At 58.0% G+C, this 16,112-nt stretch carries 16 protein-coding genes; 13 read left to right on the top strand and 3 right to left on the bottom strand.

Annotation, left to right across the window (positions count from 1 at the left end):
* Nucleotides 1-44: 44 nt before the first annotated feature.
* Nucleotides 45-596: an endonuclease SmrB gene (gene smrB, locus AC0TNG_RS09720; protein ID WP_473713424.1), complete on the bottom strand. Its 552-nt coding sequence runs from the start codon at nt 594-596 to the stop codon at nt 45-47.
* A gap of 145 nt (nt 597-741) precedes the next feature.
* On the opposite strand from smrB, the gene prmB reads away from it, so the two are divergent.
* The 6 genes from prmB to AC0TNG_RS09690 are packed head-to-tail and all read left to right on the top strand — an operon-like array spanning nt 742 to nt 5,293.
* Nucleotides 742-1,674, top strand: a complete 933-nt coding sequence (prmB, locus tag AC0TNG_RS09715) for a 50S ribosomal protein L3 N(5)-glutamine methyltransferase (RefSeq protein WP_008502612.1) — start codon at nt 742-744, stop codon at nt 1,672-1,674.
* Nucleotides 1,675-1,734: 60 nt separating this feature from the next.
* Nucleotides 1,735-2,820, top strand: a complete 1,086-nt coding sequence (gene aroC, locus AC0TNG_RS09710; RefSeq protein WP_024908934.1) for a chorismate synthase — start codon at nt 1,735-1,737, stop codon at nt 2,818-2,820.
* Between the two features lie 2 nt (nt 2,821-2,822).
* A complete protein-coding gene (gene mepA, locus AC0TNG_RS09705) occupies nt 2,823-3,647 on the top strand; it encodes a penicillin-insensitive murein endopeptidase (protein WP_024908935.1) in 825 nt (274 codons plus the stop codon).
* Complete coding sequence (locus tag AC0TNG_RS09700) at nt 3,647-4,456, top strand: sulfite exporter TauE/SafE family protein (RefSeq protein ID WP_267216866.1); 810 nt, start codon at nt 3,647-3,649, stop codon at nt 4,454-4,456. Before mepA ends, AC0TNG_RS09700 begins: the two co-directional genes overlap by 1 nt.
* Nucleotides 4,456-5,001 carry an elongation factor P hydroxylase gene (locus tag AC0TNG_RS09695; protein ID WP_473713422.1) on the top strand — a complete coding sequence of 182 codons (546 nt, stop codon included), beginning with the start codon at nt 4,456-4,458 and terminating at the stop codon, nt 4,999-5,001. The genes AC0TNG_RS09700 and AC0TNG_RS09695 overlap by 1 nt, the downstream gene beginning before the upstream one ends.
* Before the next feature lie 13 nt (nt 5,002-5,014).
* Nucleotides 5,015-5,293, top strand: a complete 279-nt coding sequence (locus tag AC0TNG_RS09690) for a YfcL family protein (RefSeq protein WP_024908938.1) — start codon at nt 5,015-5,017, stop codon at nt 5,291-5,293.
* Between the two features lie 57 nt (nt 5,294-5,350).
* Here AC0TNG_RS09690 and mnmC read toward each other — a convergent pair whose 3' ends face one another.
* Nucleotides 5,351-7,348: a bifunctional tRNA (5-methylaminomethyl-2-thiouridine)(34)-methyltransferase MnmC2/FAD-dependent 5-carboxymethylaminomethyl-2-thiouridine(34) oxidoreductase MnmC1 gene (gene mnmC, locus AC0TNG_RS09685; RefSeq protein WP_248165284.1), complete on the bottom strand. Its 1,998-nt coding sequence runs from the start codon at nt 7,346-7,348 to the stop codon at nt 5,351-5,353.
* Nucleotides 7,349-7,506: 158 nt separating this feature from the next.
* Between mnmC and fabB the strand changes: the two genes are divergently transcribed.
* Nucleotides 7,507-8,724: a beta-ketoacyl-ACP synthase I gene (gene fabB / locus AC0TNG_RS09680; protein ID WP_023336433.1), complete on the top strand. Its 1,218-nt coding sequence runs from the start codon at nt 7,507-7,509 to the stop codon at nt 8,722-8,724.
* A 207-nt stretch (nt 8,725-8,931) separates the two neighbouring features.
* Nucleotides 8,932-10,110 (top strand): arabinose transporter, encoded by a 1,179-nt coding sequence (locus tag AC0TNG_RS09675; RefSeq protein ID WP_473713421.1) that lies wholly within the window; start codon nt 8,932-8,934, stop codon nt 10,108-10,110.
* 90 nt (nt 10,111-10,200) lie between these two features.
* Here AC0TNG_RS09675 and flk read toward each other — a convergent pair whose 3' ends face one another.
* Entirely contained in the window at nt 10,201-11,205 is a 1,005-nt protein-coding gene (gene flk / locus AC0TNG_RS09670; protein WP_148770459.1) for a flagella biosynthesis regulator Flk, read from the bottom strand.
* Between the two features lie 113 nt (nt 11,206-11,318).
* Between flk and pdxB the strand changes: the two genes are divergently transcribed.
* From pdxB to accD, 5 genes are all read left to right on the top strand, one after another.
* Entirely contained in the window at nt 11,319-12,455 is a 1,137-nt protein-coding gene (gene pdxB / locus AC0TNG_RS09665; protein ID WP_473713420.1) for a 4-phosphoerythronate dehydrogenase PdxB, read from the top strand.
* A 67-nt stretch (nt 12,456-12,522) separates the two neighbouring features.
* The gene (locus AC0TNG_RS09660; RefSeq protein ID WP_148770463.1) at nt 12,523-13,536 is read left to right on the top strand and encodes an aspartate-semialdehyde dehydrogenase; all 1,014 of its coding nucleotides are present in this window, start codon (nt 12,523-12,525) and stop codon (nt 13,534-13,536) included.
* On the top strand, nt 13,536-14,348 hold the full coding sequence (truA, locus tag AC0TNG_RS09655; RefSeq protein WP_023312566.1) for a tRNA pseudouridine(38-40) synthase TruA: 813 nt from the start codon (nt 13,536-13,538) through the stop codon (nt 14,346-14,348). The genes AC0TNG_RS09660 and truA overlap by 1 nt, the downstream gene beginning before the upstream one ends.
* 28 nt (nt 14,349-14,376) lie before the next feature.
* Nucleotides 14,377-15,036 (top strand): DedA family protein, encoded by a 660-nt coding sequence (locus AC0TNG_RS09650; RefSeq protein ID WP_008502599.1) that lies wholly within the window; start codon nt 14,377-14,379, stop codon nt 15,034-15,036.
* 154 nt (nt 15,037-15,190) lie between these two features.
* Nucleotides 15,191-16,096: an acetyl-CoA carboxylase, carboxyltransferase subunit beta gene (accD, locus tag AC0TNG_RS09645; protein ID WP_003861408.1), complete on the top strand. Its 906-nt coding sequence runs from the start codon at nt 15,191-15,193 to the stop codon at nt 16,094-16,096.
* Nucleotides 16,097-16,112 lie beyond the last annotated feature (16 nt).

The following is a 16,112-nucleotide window of genomic DNA, read 5'->3' as shown; positions in this document are numbered from 1 at the left end:
GTGACGTGCGATATGGCGGGGGCAATATGTTTCCCGCCATTCTGTCAGGGTAATTCTGGCGGCTGCCACTCTTCCACTTCAATCAACACCAGCAATGCGGCATCTCCGCCGTACTCTTTGGGTGCCTGATGAAACGCCATCACGTGTGGATGCTGAGCCAGCCACAGCGGCGTCTGTTGCTTGAGGATATGTTTACCGTGGCCATGCATCACGCAGGCGCAGAAAACATGTTCACGACTACAGGCTGCAATCAATGCCCCCAACTCCTGTTTCGCCTGCATCTGCGTTAAACCATGCAGATCGAGAAACAGCTCCGGCGAATAATCTCCGCGACGTAACTTTTTCAGCTCAAAATGGCTGACGTCTTCGCGTACGTATTTCACCGCACCCTGAGTATTGAGCAGCGGCTGAAATTCATCTGAAAAATAGTGGCTGTTATCCGCCTGCTCCTGCAGCAGACGTTTGACCGGTACTTCGCTGATTTTTTTACGCTGCGGGCGATGGACAATGGTGTCCTGCGCGATTTTACGCGTCCCGGTCATTAGCTGCCGGAAGAGCGCCTGATCCTCCTCGCTGAGCGATGTTTTCTTTTTCATTCGTCATTCTCATCTCGTATTTCCGACAGTGTACCCGACTAAACGCATTTTTTAACCTCAAGCGAGACGCGTCATTGCTGATTTATCGCCGTCTTCATGGCAAACTAGCCGCCGAAAATTATGCGAGCATGCCCTGGAGGAAAGAGTGGATAAAATTTTTGTCGATGAAGCAGTAAACGAGCTGCATACCATACAGGACATGTTGCGCTGGTCGGTTAGCCGCTTCAGCGCCGCCAATATCTGGTACGGTCACGGTACCGATAACCCGTGGGATGAGGCCGTCCAGCTGGTGCTGCCGTCCCTCTACCTGCCGCTGGATATCCCGGAAGACATGCGCACCGCGCGCCTGACATCCAGCGAAAAACACCGCATCGTTGAGCGCGTGATCCGCCGCGTGAACGAACGTATTCCGGTCGCCTATCTGACCAACAAAGCCTGGTTCTGCGGCCACGAGTTCTATGTCGATGAACGCGTGCTGGTGCCGCGCTCGCCGATTGGTGAGCTGATCAACAACCACTTTGAAGGCCTGATCGGCCATCAGCCGCAGCACATTCTGGATATGTGTACCGGCAGCGGCTGCATCGCCATCGCCTGCGCGTACGCCTTCCCGGAGGCGGAAGTAGACGCCGTTGATATCTCCACCGACGCGCTGGCCGTGACCGAGCACAACATCGAAGAGCATGGGCTGATCCATCACGTTACGCCAATTCGCTCTGACCTGTTCCGCGATCTCCCAACGCTGCAATACGATCTGATCGTCACCAACCCGCCGTACGTTGATGCGGAAGACATGTCCGATCTGCCGAACGAATACCGTCACGAGCCGGAGCTGGGTCTGGCGTCAGGATCTGACGGCCTGAAGCTGACCCGCCGCATTCTGGCCTGCGCGCCGGATTATCTGACCGACGACGGCGTTCTGATTTGTGAAGTGGGCAACAGCATGGTACATCTGATAGAGCAGTACCCGGATGTGCCGTTCACCTGGCTTGAGTTCGACAACGGCGGTGACGGCGTCTTTATGCTGACGAAAGCGCAGCTGCTCGACGCGCGCGAACACTTCAGCATCTATAAAGATTAATCCAGCGGGCTTCGGCCCGTTTCACAACGCTCAAACACAAACAACAACATCGGAGCCGTGATGGCAGGAAACAGTATTGGACAGTTATTCCGCGTGACCACCTTTGGCGAGTCGCACGGGCTGGCGCTGGGCTGTATCGTTGATGGCGTACCGCCAGGCATCGAACTGACCGAAGCCGATTTGCAGCACGACCTCGACCGTCGTCGTCCGGGCACCTCTCGCTACACCACGCAGCGTCGCGAGCCGGACCAGGTCAAAATTCTCTCTGGCGTCTTTGAAGGACGCACTACAGGCACCAGCATTGGTCTGCTGATTGAAAACACCGATCAGCGCTCCCAGGACTACGGCGCCATCAAAGACGTGTTCCGTCCGGGCCACGCCGACTACACCTACGAACAAAAGTACGGCTTCCGCGACTATCGCGGCGGCGGGCGTTCTTCCGCGCGTGAAACCGCGATGCGCGTGGCGGCTGGCGCCATTGCCAAAAAATACCTGCAGCAGAAATTTGGTATCGTTATCCGCGGCTGTCTGACCCAGATGGGCGACATTCCGCTGGCGATCAAAGACTGGGATCTGGTCGAGCAAAACCCGTTCTTCTGTGCCGATGCCGACAAGCTGGACGCGCTGGACGAACTGATGCGCGGCCTGAAAAAAGAGGGCGACTCCATTGGGGCGAAAGTGACCGTCGTGGCCGACGGCGTCCCACCAGGCTGGGGCGAGCCGGTATTTGACCGTCTCGACGCCGACATCGCCCACGCGCTGATGAGTATCAACGCGGTGAAGGGCGTTGAGATTGGCGACGGTTTTGACGTGGTATCCCTGCGCGGCAGCCAGAACCGTGACGAGATCACGAAGGCGGGCTTCCAGAGCAACCACGCGGGCGGCATTCTGGGCGGTATCAGCAGCGGGCAGCAGATTATTGCCAACATCGCGCTGAAGCCAACCTCCAGCATTACCGTGCCGGGCCACACGATTAACCGCGATGGCGAAGAAGTTGAGATGATCACCAAAGGACGTCACGATCCGTGCGTGGGGATCCGCGCGGTGCCGATCGCAGAAGCGATGCTGGCGATCGTGCTGATGGATCACTTCCTGCGCCAGCGCGCGCAGAATGCGGACGTGACGACCACCATTCCACGCTGGTAAACATGAAAAAAACCGCAATTGCTCTGCTGGCGCTGCTGGCCAGTGGAGCCAGTCTGGCCGCAACGCCATGGCAAAAAATCACCCACCCGGTGGCGGGGAGCGCGCAGTCCATTGGCGCCTTTTCCAACGGCTGTATCGTCGGTGCCCAGGAGCTTCCTCTCCAGTCTGATACCTATCAGGTGATGCGCACCGATCAGCGGCGTTATTTCGGCCACCCGGATCTGGTGCTGTTCATCCAGCGTCTGGGAAATCAGGTGCATAACCTGGGGCTGGGCACGATGCTGATTGGCGATATGGGGATGCCTGCCGGGGGTCGCTTTAACGGTGGACACGCCAGTCACCAGACCGGACTGGATGTCGATATCTTCCTGCAGCTGCCGAAAACCCGTTGGACCTCCGCCCAACTGCTGAAACCGCAGGCGCTGGATCTGGTGGCGAGCGACGGCAAGCGCGTTGTGCCGTCCCTGTGGACGCGAGACGTATCCAGCATGATCAAGCTGGCCGCGGAAGATAACGACGTCACGCGGATTTTCGTCAATCCGGCCATCAAGCAGCAGCTCTGCCTGGATGCCGGAACCGATCGCGACTGGCTGCGCAAAGTGCGTCCGTGGTTCCAGCATCGTGCGCACATGCACGTTCGTCTGCGCTGCCCGGCGAATAGCCTGGAATGTGAAGATCAGCCGCTACCGCCGCCAGGCGATGGCTGCGGTGCGGAACTGCAAAGCTGGTTTGAACCGGCAAAACCTGGAACCTCAAAGCCTGAGAAGAAGACACCGCCTCCGTTGCCGCCTTCCTGCCAGGCGCTACTGGATGAGCATGTACTTTAATGGATAATTTCGTCGATCTGTTTATGGTGTCACCGCTGCTGCTGGTGGTGCTGTTCTTCGTGGCCATGCTGGCCGGTTTTATTGATGCCCTTGCGGGCGGTGGCGGGTTATTAACCGTACCCGCGCTGCTGGCGGCGGGCATGAGCCCGGCGCAGGCGCTTGCCACGAACAAGCTGCAGGCCTGCGGCGGCTCGCTCTCGGCGTCGATCTATTTTATCCGCCGCAAGGTGGTGAGCCTGGCCGACCAGAAGCTCAATATCCTGATGACCTTTATCGGCTCCACGTCGGGCGCGCTGCTGGTTCAGCACGTGCAGTCGGATATTTTGCGCCAGATCCTGCCGGTTCTGGTCATCTGCATCGGTCTCTACTTCCTGCTGATGCCAAAGCTCGGCGAGGAAGACCGCCAGCGTCGTCTGCACGGCCTGCCGTTTGCCCTGATTGCCGGGGGCTGCGTCGGCTTTTACGACGGATTCTTCGGCCCGGGGGCAGGCTCGTTTTACGCGCTGGCGTTCGTGACGCTGGCCGGGTTTAACCTCGCAAAATCGACCGCTCATGCCAAAGTGCTCAACGCGACCTCGAACCTCGGCGGCCTGCTGCTGTTTATCATCGGCGGCAAGGTCATCTGGGCAACCGGATTCGTCATGATGGCAGGGCAGTTCCTGGGCGCACGCGCGGGTTCGCGTCTGGTGTTAAGCAAAGGACAAAAACTTATTCGCCCGATGATTGTCATCGTCTCGGCCGTAATGAGCGCCAAACTTCTTTATGACAGCCATGGACAGGAGATCCTCACCTGGTTGGGGATGAATTAATGAACAGTACGCATCACTACGAACAGCTGATTGAGATTTTCGACGGCTGTTTTGCTGACGATTTTAATACCCGTCTGATTAAAGGCGACGACGAACCGATCTATCTTCCTGCTGATGCAGAGGTTCCGTATAACCGCATCGTGTTTGCGCACGGCTTTTACGCCAGCGGTCTTCACGAGATTTCACACTGGTGCATTGCGGGGAAAGCGCGGCGCGAGCAGGTGGACTTCGGCTACTGGTACTGCCCCGACGGACGTGATGCTGCCACCCAGGGGCAGTTTGAGGATGTGGAAGTGAAGCCGCAGGCGCTGGAATGGCTATTCTGCGTCGCGGCGGGTTTCCCGTTCAACGTGAGCTGTGACAACCTTGAAGGCGACTTCGAGCCAGACCGTATCGTCTTCCAGCGCCGCGTTCATGCGCAGGTGATGGAATATCTTGAGAAAGGCATCCCGGAACGTCCGGCGCGCCTAATCGAGGCCTTACAGAATTATTACCACACGCCGGCGATAGCGGCGGAATGCTTCCCTTGGCCGGAAGATCTTTAACAGAGGAAAGAAGATGATCGCAGAATTTGAATCACGCATTCTGGCGTTAATTGATGACATGGTGGAACACGCCAGTGATGATGAGCTGTTCGCCAGCGGTTATCTGCGTGGTCACCTGACGCTCGCGGTAGCCGAGCTGGAAGCGGGTGACGATCACTCTGCCGACGCCGTTCACGCTGAAGTCACCCGCAGCCTGGAAAAAGCCATTCTGGCCGGGGAGCTCTCTCCGCGCGACCAGTCACTGGTGCTGGGTATGTGGGACAATTTGTTCCAGCAGGCGAAAGCGAAGTAAGTGTTTCACCACCCTCTCCCTGTGGGAGAGGGACGGGTGAGGGCACCAGGCCGCCCCCTACTTAACCTTCTTCCCCTTCAGCAGTTTCCGTACCCACAAGCGATTCGGATTCAGCCCCGCAAGCGTAACACTGTCCAGCGGAACCGGCTCGTCGCTCATTTGCGCGGCCAACACTTCTGCCAGCAGTGGGGCAGAGCACAACCCGCGAGACCCTAATCCACCCAGCATATACAGCTCCGGATAAACCGGCGCGCTTACCGCGTTATCCCGGTTATCAGCAAGGTCCTGATAGGCCTCAAGCGTTGCCTCATAGTCCGGCACATTTCCCGCCATCGGCAGATGATCGCGGGTGGCACAGCGAACGCCGCAGCGCGCTTCCCCCTCGCTGACGTCAACCTCTTGCGCCCATGCCGCATCCGGGAAACAGTCAATCAGGCGCTGTCGGTTCTGCGCCTGATCCGCGTCGCTGTAGCGCATATCCGTTTCGCCACGATGATAGCTGGCCCCGATGCAGTGATGGCCGTTAGACGGATTTTGCGGCGTCAGATAGCCGTCATAGCAAAGCACCTGTCGCAGTTTGCCGAGCTCAGGCGCGGAAGGAATATGGCTCACCTGGCCGCCGACCGGATAAACCGGCAACGTTTCTGTCTGGATAAACTGATTGATGTTATGCCCGTTTGCCAGCACAACGCTGGCATGGCTTACCGCTTTGCCATCCGCAAAACGCAGATTCCAGCGCTCGCTTCGGCTCAGCGATTCAACGGTGTGAGCATAATGCGCCGTCAGCCCGCGCGACTGCGCCAGGGAAATGACCGCCGCGGTCAGTTCAGCCGGGCACAGCCAGCCGCCGAGCGGATACTGAATGCCCCCACAGCCGGTTTCCACGCCAGCGGTGGCTGCCACCTCCTGCGCGCTTACCGCGCGAGCAATCTCGTCAGGCAGGCCCAGCGACAGCATCTGCGTGATTTTTTGCTGGCTCTTTTCATCCCAGCCGAGCTGCGTCACGCCGCACCAGTCATGATCGAACGCCACAGGCAGGGCGTCGTAGAGGCGACGAGCAAAGGTAAACGCCGCCGGGAAAAACCGGAACAGGGCCGGGTCGTGCGCGCTTAAAAGCGGATAGAGCGCCCCCTGGCGGTTGCCGGACGCGCCGCTGGCGGGCACATCGTCAGCACAGTAGAGCGTGACCTGCCAGCCACGGTGGAGAAGCGCGAGAGACAGCAGGGCGCTGGCGATCCCCCCGCCTACTATCGCCACCTCACGTGATGCACTGGCGCGGCGTGCAAACCAGGGCGCCTGAGCGGGAACGTCCAGCGTCTGATCCATCCTGCCGACCAGCATGTCGCGCTTGCGGCCAAAGCCTTTGGTCTTCTGCATGATAAAGCCCGCCTCCTGCAGCCCGCGGCGGACAAAGCCCGCCGAGGTGAAGGTGGCAAGCGTTGCGCCAGGGCGCGCCAGCCGCGCCATCGCGCTAAACAGGTGCTGGCTCCACATGTCCGGGTTTTTGGCGGGGGCAAAGCCGTCCAGGAACCACGCGTCCACCGTCTGATTCATCGAATCATCGAGCGTATCGGTCAGGTCATTGATGTCGCCAAGCCATAAATCCAGCGTCACGCGTCCGCCGTCCAGAATCAGACGGTGGCAGCCGCCGATGTGAGGCGGCCACTGTGCCTGAAGCTGTTCCGCCCAGGTGGCAAGCTCTGGCCAGCGCTGATGAGCAAGCCGCAGATCGTGCGCGGTGAGCGGGAATTTTTCGAAACTGATGAAATGTAATCTTTGTAGCGTAGCCTCAGGGTGTGCAGCGTGAAACTGGTTAAACGCCTGCCAGAGGGTTAAAAAATTCAGCCCGGTACCGAACCCACTTTCCGCGACCACAAACAGGCTCCGCGGATGCGCCGGGAAGCGGGTGCTGAGCTGGTTTCCGTCGAGGAAAACATAGCGAGTTTCTTCGAGCCCGTTATCATTAGAAAAATAGACGTCATCAAAATCTCGGGAAACAGGTGTACCCTCAGCGTTGAATTCGAGGTTGGCGGGTTGTATAGCGTTTTGTTTCACGTAAGTTACTCGTCTGACAGGCAGTGGCACGATCTTAACGATGTGAGTCCATCGGTGCAAATTTCCGCAGAAAATGTCTGATCGGACTTGTTCGGCGTACAAGTGTACGCTATTGTGCGACTCGAAACTTACTATAGTGCGACTTACAGAGGTATTGAATGAAACGTGCAGTGATTACTGGCCTGGGCATTGTTTCCAGCATCGGTAATAACCAGCAGGAAGTCCTGGCATCTCTGCGTGAAGGACGCTCCGGGATCACTTTCTCTGAAGAGTTTAAAGATTCAGGTATGCGTAGCCACGTATGGGGTAACGTCAAACTGGACACCACCGGTTTGATTGACCGCAAAGTGGTTCGTTTCATGAACGATGCCTCTATTTATGCTTATCTCTCCATGCAGGAAGCGATCAAAGATTCTGGCCTGAGCGAAGAGGTTTATCAGAACAACCCGCGCGTGGGTCTGATCGCCGGTTCCGGCGGTTCATCTAAAGCGCAGGTATTCGGTGCTGACGCAATGCGTAGCCCGCGTGGTCTGAAAGCGGTAGGTCCGTACGTGGTCACCAAAGCTATGGGCTCTGCGGTTTCCGCGTGCCTGGCGACCCCATTCAAAATCCACGGTGTGAACTACTCCATCAGCTCCGCGTGTGCGACTTCCGCGCACTGCATCGGTAACGCTGTTGAGCAGATCCAGCTGGGTAAACAGGACATCGTATTTGCTGGCGGCGGCGAAGAGCTGGGCTGGGAAATGGCCTGTGAATTCGACGCGATGGGCGCATTGTCTACCAAGTACAATGAGACCCCGGACAAAGCCTCCCGTACCTATGATGCGCACCGTGACGGTTTCGTTATCGCGGGCGGCGGCGGTATGGTTGTGGTTGAAGAGCTGGAGCATGCCCTGGCGCGTGGCGCGCACATCTACGCTGAAATCGTGGGCTACGGTGCAACGTCTGACGGCGCCGACATGGTTGCGCCATCCGGCGAAGGCGCGGTGCGCTGCATGAAGATGGCGATGCACGGCGTTGACACCCCAATCGACTACCTGAACTCTCACGGTACCTCTACGCCGGTAGGCGACGTAAAAGAGCTGGGTGCGATCCGTGAAGTCTTCGGCGACAACAGCCCGGCGATCTCCGCGACCAAAGCCATGACCGGTCACTCTCTGGGTGCGGCTGGCGTGCAGGAAGCGATCTACTCGCTGCTGATGCTGGAAAACGGCTTTATCGCTCCAAGCATCAACATTGATGAGATGGACGAGCAGGCTGCTGGCCTGAACATCGTGACCAAACCAACAGAAGCGACGCTGACCACCGTCATGTCCAACAGCTTCGGCTTCGGCGGCACCAACGCCACGCTGGTCATGCGTAAGCTGAAAGCATAAGTTTTATATTTGATTCAGAAGGGGAGCCATAAGGCTCCCTTTTTTATGCATTGACAAGCAGCTGATCTCACAGGCAAACTTCACCCCTCAACATTATCCTCACGATAATGCGTAAGCGTTTAACGTCAACCAACGCACCTTAATCCTGATAATCAGGTAGAGGGGGCGTGGCATTTCCTCGCCTTACTCTTCATTTCGGAGTAAAGCATGACTGCAGTAACTCAAACAGAAACAACCCCTTCAGCGAACGTCTCGCTGTTCCGTATCGCCTTTGCGGTATTCCTGACCTATATGACCGTTGGCCTGCCGCTGCCGGTGATCCCGCTGTTCGTTCATCAGGAACTGGGCTATGGCAACACCATGGTCGGCATTGCCGTGGGCATTCAGTTTTTAGCCACGGTATTAACCCGCGGTTACGCCGGACGGCTGGCGGATCAGCACGGTGCTAAACGCTCGGCGCTGCAGGGGATGTTTGCCTGCGGGCTGGCGGGCGGCGCCTGGCTGCTGGCGGCTCTCCTGCCGGTAGACGCCGCGTATAAATTTGCGCTGCTGGTGCTGGGCCGTTTAATTCTTGGCTTCGGTGAAAGCCAGCTGCTGACCGGCACCCTGACCTGGGGAATGGGGCTGGTGGGGCCAGCACGTTCCGGCAAGGTGATGTCCTGGAACGGCATGGCCATCTACGGCGCGCTGGCCGCCGGTGCACCGCTTGGCCTGCTGATCAACAGCCAGTTCGGGTTTGCGGCGCTGGCTGCAACGACCATGGCGCTGCCGCTGGTGGCATGGGCGTTTAACGGCTCGGTGCGTAAGGTACCTGCGCACAAAGGCGAGCGTCCTTCCCTGTGGAGCGTGGTCGGCCAAATCTGGCAGCCGGGCCTGGGCCTGGCGCTGCAGGGCGTGGGTTTTGCGGTAATAGGGACGTTTGTATCGCTCTATTTTATGAGCCGCGGCTGGGCGATGGCCGGTTTTACGCTTACTGCCTTTGGCGGCGCGTTTGTGCTGATGCGAGTGCTTTTTGGCTGGATGCCGGATCGCTTTGGCGGCGTGAAGGTGGCGGTGGCATCGCTGGTCATTGAAGCTATCGGTCTTCTGCTGTTGTGGAATGCTCCCGTGGCATCCGTGGCCCTGCTGGGTGCTGCGCTGACCGGCTGCGGCTGTTCTCTGATCTTCCCGGCGCTGGGCGTTGAAGTGGTGAAGCGCGTGGCCCCGCAGGTGCGCGGGACGGCGCTCGGCGGCTATGCGGCGTTTCAGGATATCTCATACGGCGTTACCGGACCGCTGGCCGGGGTGTTAGCGACCTCGTTTGGCTATCCGTCCGTCTTTCTGGCCGGTGCGGTTTCTGCGGTGGTGGGGGTCGTGGTGACGCTGGTGGCGTTTCGCAGGCGTTGAGCCGTTGTTGCCGGGTGACGGCTGTGCCTTACCCGGCCTACGATTCGAGCCGTTGTAGGCCCGGTAAGCGCAGCGCCACCGGGAAAAACCTCAGGCAACTAGCCAGAAAATCGCCAGGGCAATCAGCAGTGCAATAAACATCAGCCCCGGACGCGCAGAGAGCGTTCTGAAGGTCTCGACGACAGGCGCAAACAGCGGGCTGTAGATCGGCTGAACGTTTCTCACCTCCGGCACGCCGCCTTCACGTTCGGCGCGACGAACGAAGATTTGATTGAGCAGATCCTGCACCTGCGCGGTGGTCAGCACCGTCTGCGGCGTGGCCTGCCAGTTTTGCTGGGCGTAATCCCGAATCACGTCGAACTCATGCGGCTCAAGCGGCTGCTTCAGCGCGGCCTGGACGGTATGCAGGGTAGGGGCATTCTGGGTGCTGAGCGTCTGGCGCGCCTGGAGCCATGTCACCAGATGGGTAAACTGTTTGGCCGGGATCAGTTCACCCGCCTTCACGCCAGACAGCTCCAGCATGGATTGCCAGATAAGCTTCGTCGGTTCGCCGGTGGCCGCAGCCAGCTTTGTCACCATCTGCTTGAGCGTGTTGTGCTCGGCGGGCAGCAGCGGACGCTCGGTCGACGGGCGCACCTGAGGCTGCGGAATTGACAGCTCGTTGTTCTGCAGCAGCGTCAGCACGGTTTTAAGCTGGTCGGGCGTCAGCTGGCCCAGCGCGGTCTGACCATACTGCTGGCGAATAAAATCACTCACCGCCTGGCGGTTATTTCCCTGACCCAGCAGCTCCGTCAGCTGAGAAACAATCTGGCGCGTGGTGTGGTTCTGCTGCGCGGTCGTAATACGCTGGTTCAGATTTTGCTCGGCAGCGGGGAAATGACGCGACTGCAGCGGTGCGTCGTTCCTCACGCCTAAATCATGCTTTACCCCGGCCCAGACTTCCGCGTTTTGCTGTGAAGTCAGCGCAATCAGGCGCGTGATCAGTCGCTCCAGCACGGTGCGCTGTTGCGTGGATAGCGGTTGTTCACCGGCAACGTTTGGCGTGACGGGGCCTTCACCCGGAGGGCGTGGCGGCGTACCTGAAATGGGCTGCATCGTCAAAAATCCTTAAAGTCAAAACTCAGCGTAAACCAGGTATACGTATATGCCTGGCGGCCAGATTATGGCACACTTGGCAGGTTTTCTTCCTCTCAAACAGGTACTCAGACGTGAAAATCCTCGTTGATGAAAATATGCCTTATGCCCGTGAGCTGTTTAGCCGCCTGGGTAACGTTAAGGCTGTCCCTGGTCGCCCGATCCCGGTCAACGAACTGGATGACGCAGACGCGCTGATGGTGCGCTCGGTGACCAAAGTAAATGAGGCGTTGCTCGCCGGTAAAGCGATTAAATTTGTCGGAACCGCAACGGCAGGGACCGATCATGTGGATGATAAGTGGCTGAAGCAGGCTGGAATCGGTTTTTCCGCCGCGCCGGGCTGTAACGCCATTGCCGTTGTGGAATACGTTTTCTCCTCGCTGCTGATGCTGGCCGAGCGCGACGGGTTTGCGCTGAAGGACCGCACCGTGGGGATTGTTGGCGTGGGTAACGTCGGCGGACGCCTGCAAAAGCGTCTTGAAGCGTTAGGGATCCGCACGCTGCTGTGCGATCCGCCGCGCAAAGACAACGGTGATGACGGGGATTTCCGCTCGCTGGACGAGCTGGTCGAACTATGCGACGTGCTGACTTTCCACACGCCGCTGTTTAAAGAGGGGCCGTATAAGTCGCTGCATCTTGCTGACGAGGCGCTGATCCGTCGTCTGAAGTCTGGCACTATTCTGATAAATGCCTGCCGTGGCCCTGTGGTCGATAACGCTGCGCTGCTGACATGTCTGAATGAAGGACAAGACCTCAGCGTGGTGCTGGACGTCTGGGAGCCGGAGCCGGATCTCAACGTTGAGTTGCTTAACAAGGTGGACGTGGGCACAGCGCATATCGCCGGTTATACCCTCGAGGGGAAAGCGCGCGGCACGACGCAGGTCTTCGAGGCCTACAGCGCTTTTATCGGCCATCCGCAGCAGGTGGCGCTGGATACCTTACTCCCCGCGCCTGAATTTGGCCGCATTACCCTGCATGGTCCGCTCGATCAGGCAACGCTGAAAAGGCTGGTGCATTTGGTGTATGATGTGCGCCGCGATGATGCGCTGCTGCGTAAAGTGGCGGGGATCCCGGGTGAGTTTGATAAGCTGCGCAAGAACTATGTTGAGCGCCGCGAGTGGTCTTCCCTGTATGTAATGTGCGACGACGCCTCGGCGGCGACGCTGCTGCATAAGCTGGGGTTTAACGCCGTTCATCATCCGGCACGTTAATGTCTTCTTAATGCTCCCTGTCGGATACTCCGACAGGGACGCTTTTTTATTTCTGGAGTAAACCACCATGTCTGAAGGCTGGAACATTGCCATTTTAGGTGCCACGGGTGCCGTGGGCGAAGCCCTGCTCGAAACCCTTGCTGAGCGTCAGTTCCCGGTGGGCGATATCTATGCGCTGGCGCGTACCGACAGTGCAGGTGAGCATCTGCGTTTTAACAGTAAATCCGTGATGGTCCAGGACGCGGCAGCATTCGACTGGACCCAGGCGCAGCTGGCGTTTTTCGCTGCGGGCGCTGAAGCCACTGCTGCGTACATTGAAGAGGCGACCAATGCAGGCTGTCTGGTGATCGACCTGAGCGGCCTGTTCTCGATGGAGCCGGATGTGCCGCTGGTGGTGCCGGACGTGAACCCGTTTGTGCTGGCTGACTACCGCAACCGTAACGTCATTGCGGTGCCGAACAGCCTGACCAGCCAGCTGCTGACTGCCCTGAAACCGCTGATCGACGACGGCGGCCTGTCGCGCATTACCGTCACCAGCCTGCTGTCCGCGTCCGCGAACGGTAAAAAGGCCGTTGACGCGCTGGCCGGGCAGAGCGCGAAGCTGCTGAACGGTATCCCGATTGATGAAGATGATTTCTTTGGCCGCCAGCTGGCGTTCAACATGCTGCCGCTGCTGCCGGACCGCGAGGGTTCCGTGCGCGAAGAGCGTCGTATCGTCGATGAAGTGCGTAAGATTTTGCAGGACGATGGCCTGATGATCTCTGCGAACGTCGTGCAGTCCCCGGTCTTTTACGGCCACGCGCAGATGGTCGGCTTTGAAGCGCTGCGTCCGCTGGCGGCAGAAGAGGCGCGCGATGCGTTTGGCCGCGGTGAAGACATCGTGCTTTCTGAAGAGAGCGAGTTCCCGACCCAGGTGGGCGATGCCACCGGCAGCGCGCATCTTTCCGTTGGCTGCGTGCGTAACGATTACGGCATGCCGGAACAGGTTCAGTTCTGGTCCGTTGCCGACAACGTTCGCTTTGGCGGCGCGCTGATGGCGGTCAAAATCGCTGAAAAACTGGTGCAGGAGTACCTGTACTGATGTCAGACGTGGAACAAAAGCCGGTCCATAGAATTGCCCTCGGCATTGAGTACGACGGCAGTAAGTATTATGGCTGGCAGCGTCAGAACGAGGTGCGCAGCGTCCAGGAGAAGCTGGAAAAAGCGCTCTCTCAGGTGGCAAACGAGCCGATTAACGTCCTGTGCGCAGGACGTACGGACGCGGGTGTTCACGGTACGGGGCAGGTCGTGCACTTTGAAACCACCGCCGTGCGTAAGGATGCCGCCTGGACCCTGGGTGTAAATGCGAATTTGCCTGGTGACATTGCGGTGCGTTGGGTAAAAGCTGTGCCGGATGATTTTCACGCGCGTTTCAGCGCCACGGCGCGTCGCTATCGTTATGTCATCTACAACCAGCGCCTGCGTCCGGCGGTGTTAAGCCAGGGCGTGACGCATTTTTATGAACCGCTTGATGCTGAACGTATGCATCGCGCGGCGCAGTGTCTGATTGGTGAAAATGACTTTACGTCGTTTCGTGCGGTGCAGTGTCAGTCCCGCACGCCGTGGCGAAACGTCATGCACATAAACGTCAGCCGTTTTGGCGCGTATGTGGTGGTGGATATCAAAGCCAATGCCTTTGTACATCATATGGTTCGGAATATTGTGGGCAGCCTGATGGAAGTGGGCGCCGGACACCAGCCGGAGAGCTGGATTGCAGACCTGCTGGCAGCGAAGGACAGAACGCTTGCGGCAGCTACGGCGAAAGCGGAAGGGTTGTATCTGGTCTCGGTAGACTATCCGGATCGGTTTGACCTGCCGAAACCGCCAATGGGCCCGCTTTTTTTAGCGGACTAAACAAAGGTGCAATTAGGGCTTAGACAATATGGACGTAATTCGTTTTTTGATTGATTTCATCCTGCATATTGATGTTCACCTGGCGGAGCTGGTCGCGCAGTATGGCGTCTGGGTTTACGCCATTCTGTTCCTCATTCTGTTTTGTGAAACCGGTCTGGTCGTTACCCCATTCCTGCCAGGGGATTCCCTGCTGTTCGTTGCCGGCGCGCTATCGGCGTTACCCACTAACGATTTGAACGTGCATCTTATGGTGGTGCTGATGGTGATTGCCGCCATCGTCGGTGATGCGGTCAACTACACGATTGGACGCGTATTCGGTGAGCGGCTGTTCAGCAATCCGGATTCGAAAATTTTCCGTCGCAGCTATTTAGACAAAACCCATGCGTTTTATGAACGCCATGGCGGAAAAACCATTATCCTTGCGCGCTTTGTGCCTATTGTGCGCACATTTGCACCGTTTGTGGCGGGAATGGGGCATATGTCCTATCGTCATTTTGCCATGTATAACGTCGTGGGGGCGCTGTTGTGGGTGCTGTTGTTTACCTATGCAGGCTACCTGTTTGGCGATCTCCCGGTGGTTCAGGAAAATCTTAAGTTACTGATTGTAGCGATTATTGTGCTTTCCGTACTGCCGGGCGTTATCGAAATTATTCGTCATAAACGTGCGGCGGCAAAACAAGCGAAGTAAATGCACGCTGGCGGTTCGACCACTTTTTTATCCAAAGTTTCGGGCTGTTATGTTTTAATGTGCAACATTCATGGTCTGTTGGAGGCAAAAATGGCATTATTCGCCTCTTATAGCAAAACTGGCAAACGACCAGGTTCAGGCAGAAAGGTTATCAATGAGCTGGATTGAACGAATTAAAAGCAACATTACCCCAACGCGTAAAGCGAGCATTCCTGAAGGGGTATGGACGAAGTGTGATAGCTGCGGTCAGGTTCTGTATCGCGCAGAGCTGGAGCGCAACCTTGAGGTGTGTCCGAAGTGTGACCACCATATGCGTATGTCGGCGCGCAACCGCCTGCATAGCCTGCTGGACGAAGGCTCTCTGGTAGAGCTGGGTAGCGAACTTGAGCCAAAAGACGTGCTGAAGTTCCGCGATTCCAAAAAATACAAAGATCGTCTGGCCTCTGCACAGAAAGAGACTGGCGAGAAAGACGCGCTGATCGTCATGAAAGGCACCCTGCATGAGATGCCGGTTGTTGCCGCTGCGTTTGAGTTCTCCTTTATGGGCGGCTCAATGGGCTCTGTGGTTGGTGCGCGCTTCGTGCGTGCCGTTGAGCAGGCGCTGGAAGACAACTGTCCGCTGATCTGCTTCTCTGCCTCCGGCGGTGCGCGTATGCAGGAAGCGCTGATGTCGCTGATGCAGATGGCGAAAACCTCTGCTGCGCTGGCGAAAATGCAGGAGCGCGGTCTGCCGTACATCTCCGTGCTGACCGACCCAACCATGGGCGGCGTCTCCGCGAGCTTCGCGATGCTGGGCGACCTGAACATCGCTGAGCCTAAGGCCCTGATCGGCTTTGCCGGTCCTCGCGTTATCGAGCAGACCGTTCGCGAGAAACTGCCGCCGGGCTTCCAGCGCAGTGAGTTCCTCATCGAGAAAGGCGCCATCGACATGATCGTCCGCCGTCCGGAAATGCGCCTGAAGCTGGCGAGCATCCTGGCGAAGCTGATGAATCTGCCAGCGCCGAACCCGGATGAGCCGCGCGAAGGCGTGGTGGTACCGGATCAGGAACCCGAGGCCTGATAACTGAAAAGGGCAG

Source organism: Enterobacter sp. PL_is514 (assembly GCF_055816715.1).
The sequence above is the reverse complement of the archived record's forward strand: the minus strand, read 5'-3'. Positions and strand labels throughout refer to the sequence as shown.

Coding starts and splice junctions, on each gene's coding strand:
- smrB (WP_473713424.1), bottom strand. CDS start 596: ATGAAAAAGAAAACATCGCTCAGCGAGGAGGATCAGGCGCTCTTCCGG.
- aroC (WP_024908934.1), top strand. CDS start 1,735: ATGGCAGGAAACAGTATTGGACAGTTATTCCGCGTGACCACCTTTGGC.
- mepA (WP_024908935.1), top strand. CDS start 2,823: ATGAAAAAAACCGCAATTGCTCTGCTGGCGCTGCTGGCCAGTGGAGCC.
- AC0TNG_RS09700 (WP_267216866.1), top strand. CDS start 3,647: ATGGATAATTTCGTCGATCTGTTTATGGTGTCACCGCTGCTGCTGGTG.
- AC0TNG_RS09695 (WP_473713422.1), top strand. CDS start 4,456: ATGAACAGTACGCATCACTACGAACAGCTGATTGAGATTTTCGACGGC.
- AC0TNG_RS09690 (WP_024908938.1), top strand. CDS start 5,015: ATGATCGCAGAATTTGAATCACGCATTCTGGCGTTAATTGATGACATG.
- fabB (WP_023336433.1), top strand. CDS start 7,507: ATGAAACGTGCAGTGATTACTGGCCTGGGCATTGTTTCCAGCATCGGT.
- AC0TNG_RS09675 (WP_473713421.1), top strand. CDS start 8,932: ATGACTGCAGTAACTCAAACAGAAACAACCCCTTCAGCGAACGTCTCG.
- flk (WP_148770459.1), bottom strand. CDS start 11,205: ATGCAGCCCATTTCAGGTACGCCGCCACGCCCTCCGGGTGAAGGCCCC.
- AC0TNG_RS09660 (WP_148770463.1), top strand. CDS start 12,523: ATGTCTGAAGGCTGGAACATTGCCATTTTAGGTGCCACGGGTGCCGTG.
- truA (WP_023312566.1), top strand. CDS start 13,536: ATGTCAGACGTGGAACAAAAGCCGGTCCATAGAATTGCCCTCGGCATT.
- AC0TNG_RS09650 (WP_008502599.1), top strand. CDS start 14,377: ATGGACGTAATTCGTTTTTTGATTGATTTCATCCTGCATATTGATGTT.
- accD (WP_003861408.1), top strand. CDS start 15,191: ATGAGCTGGATTGAACGAATTAAAAGCAACATTACCCCAACGCGTAAA.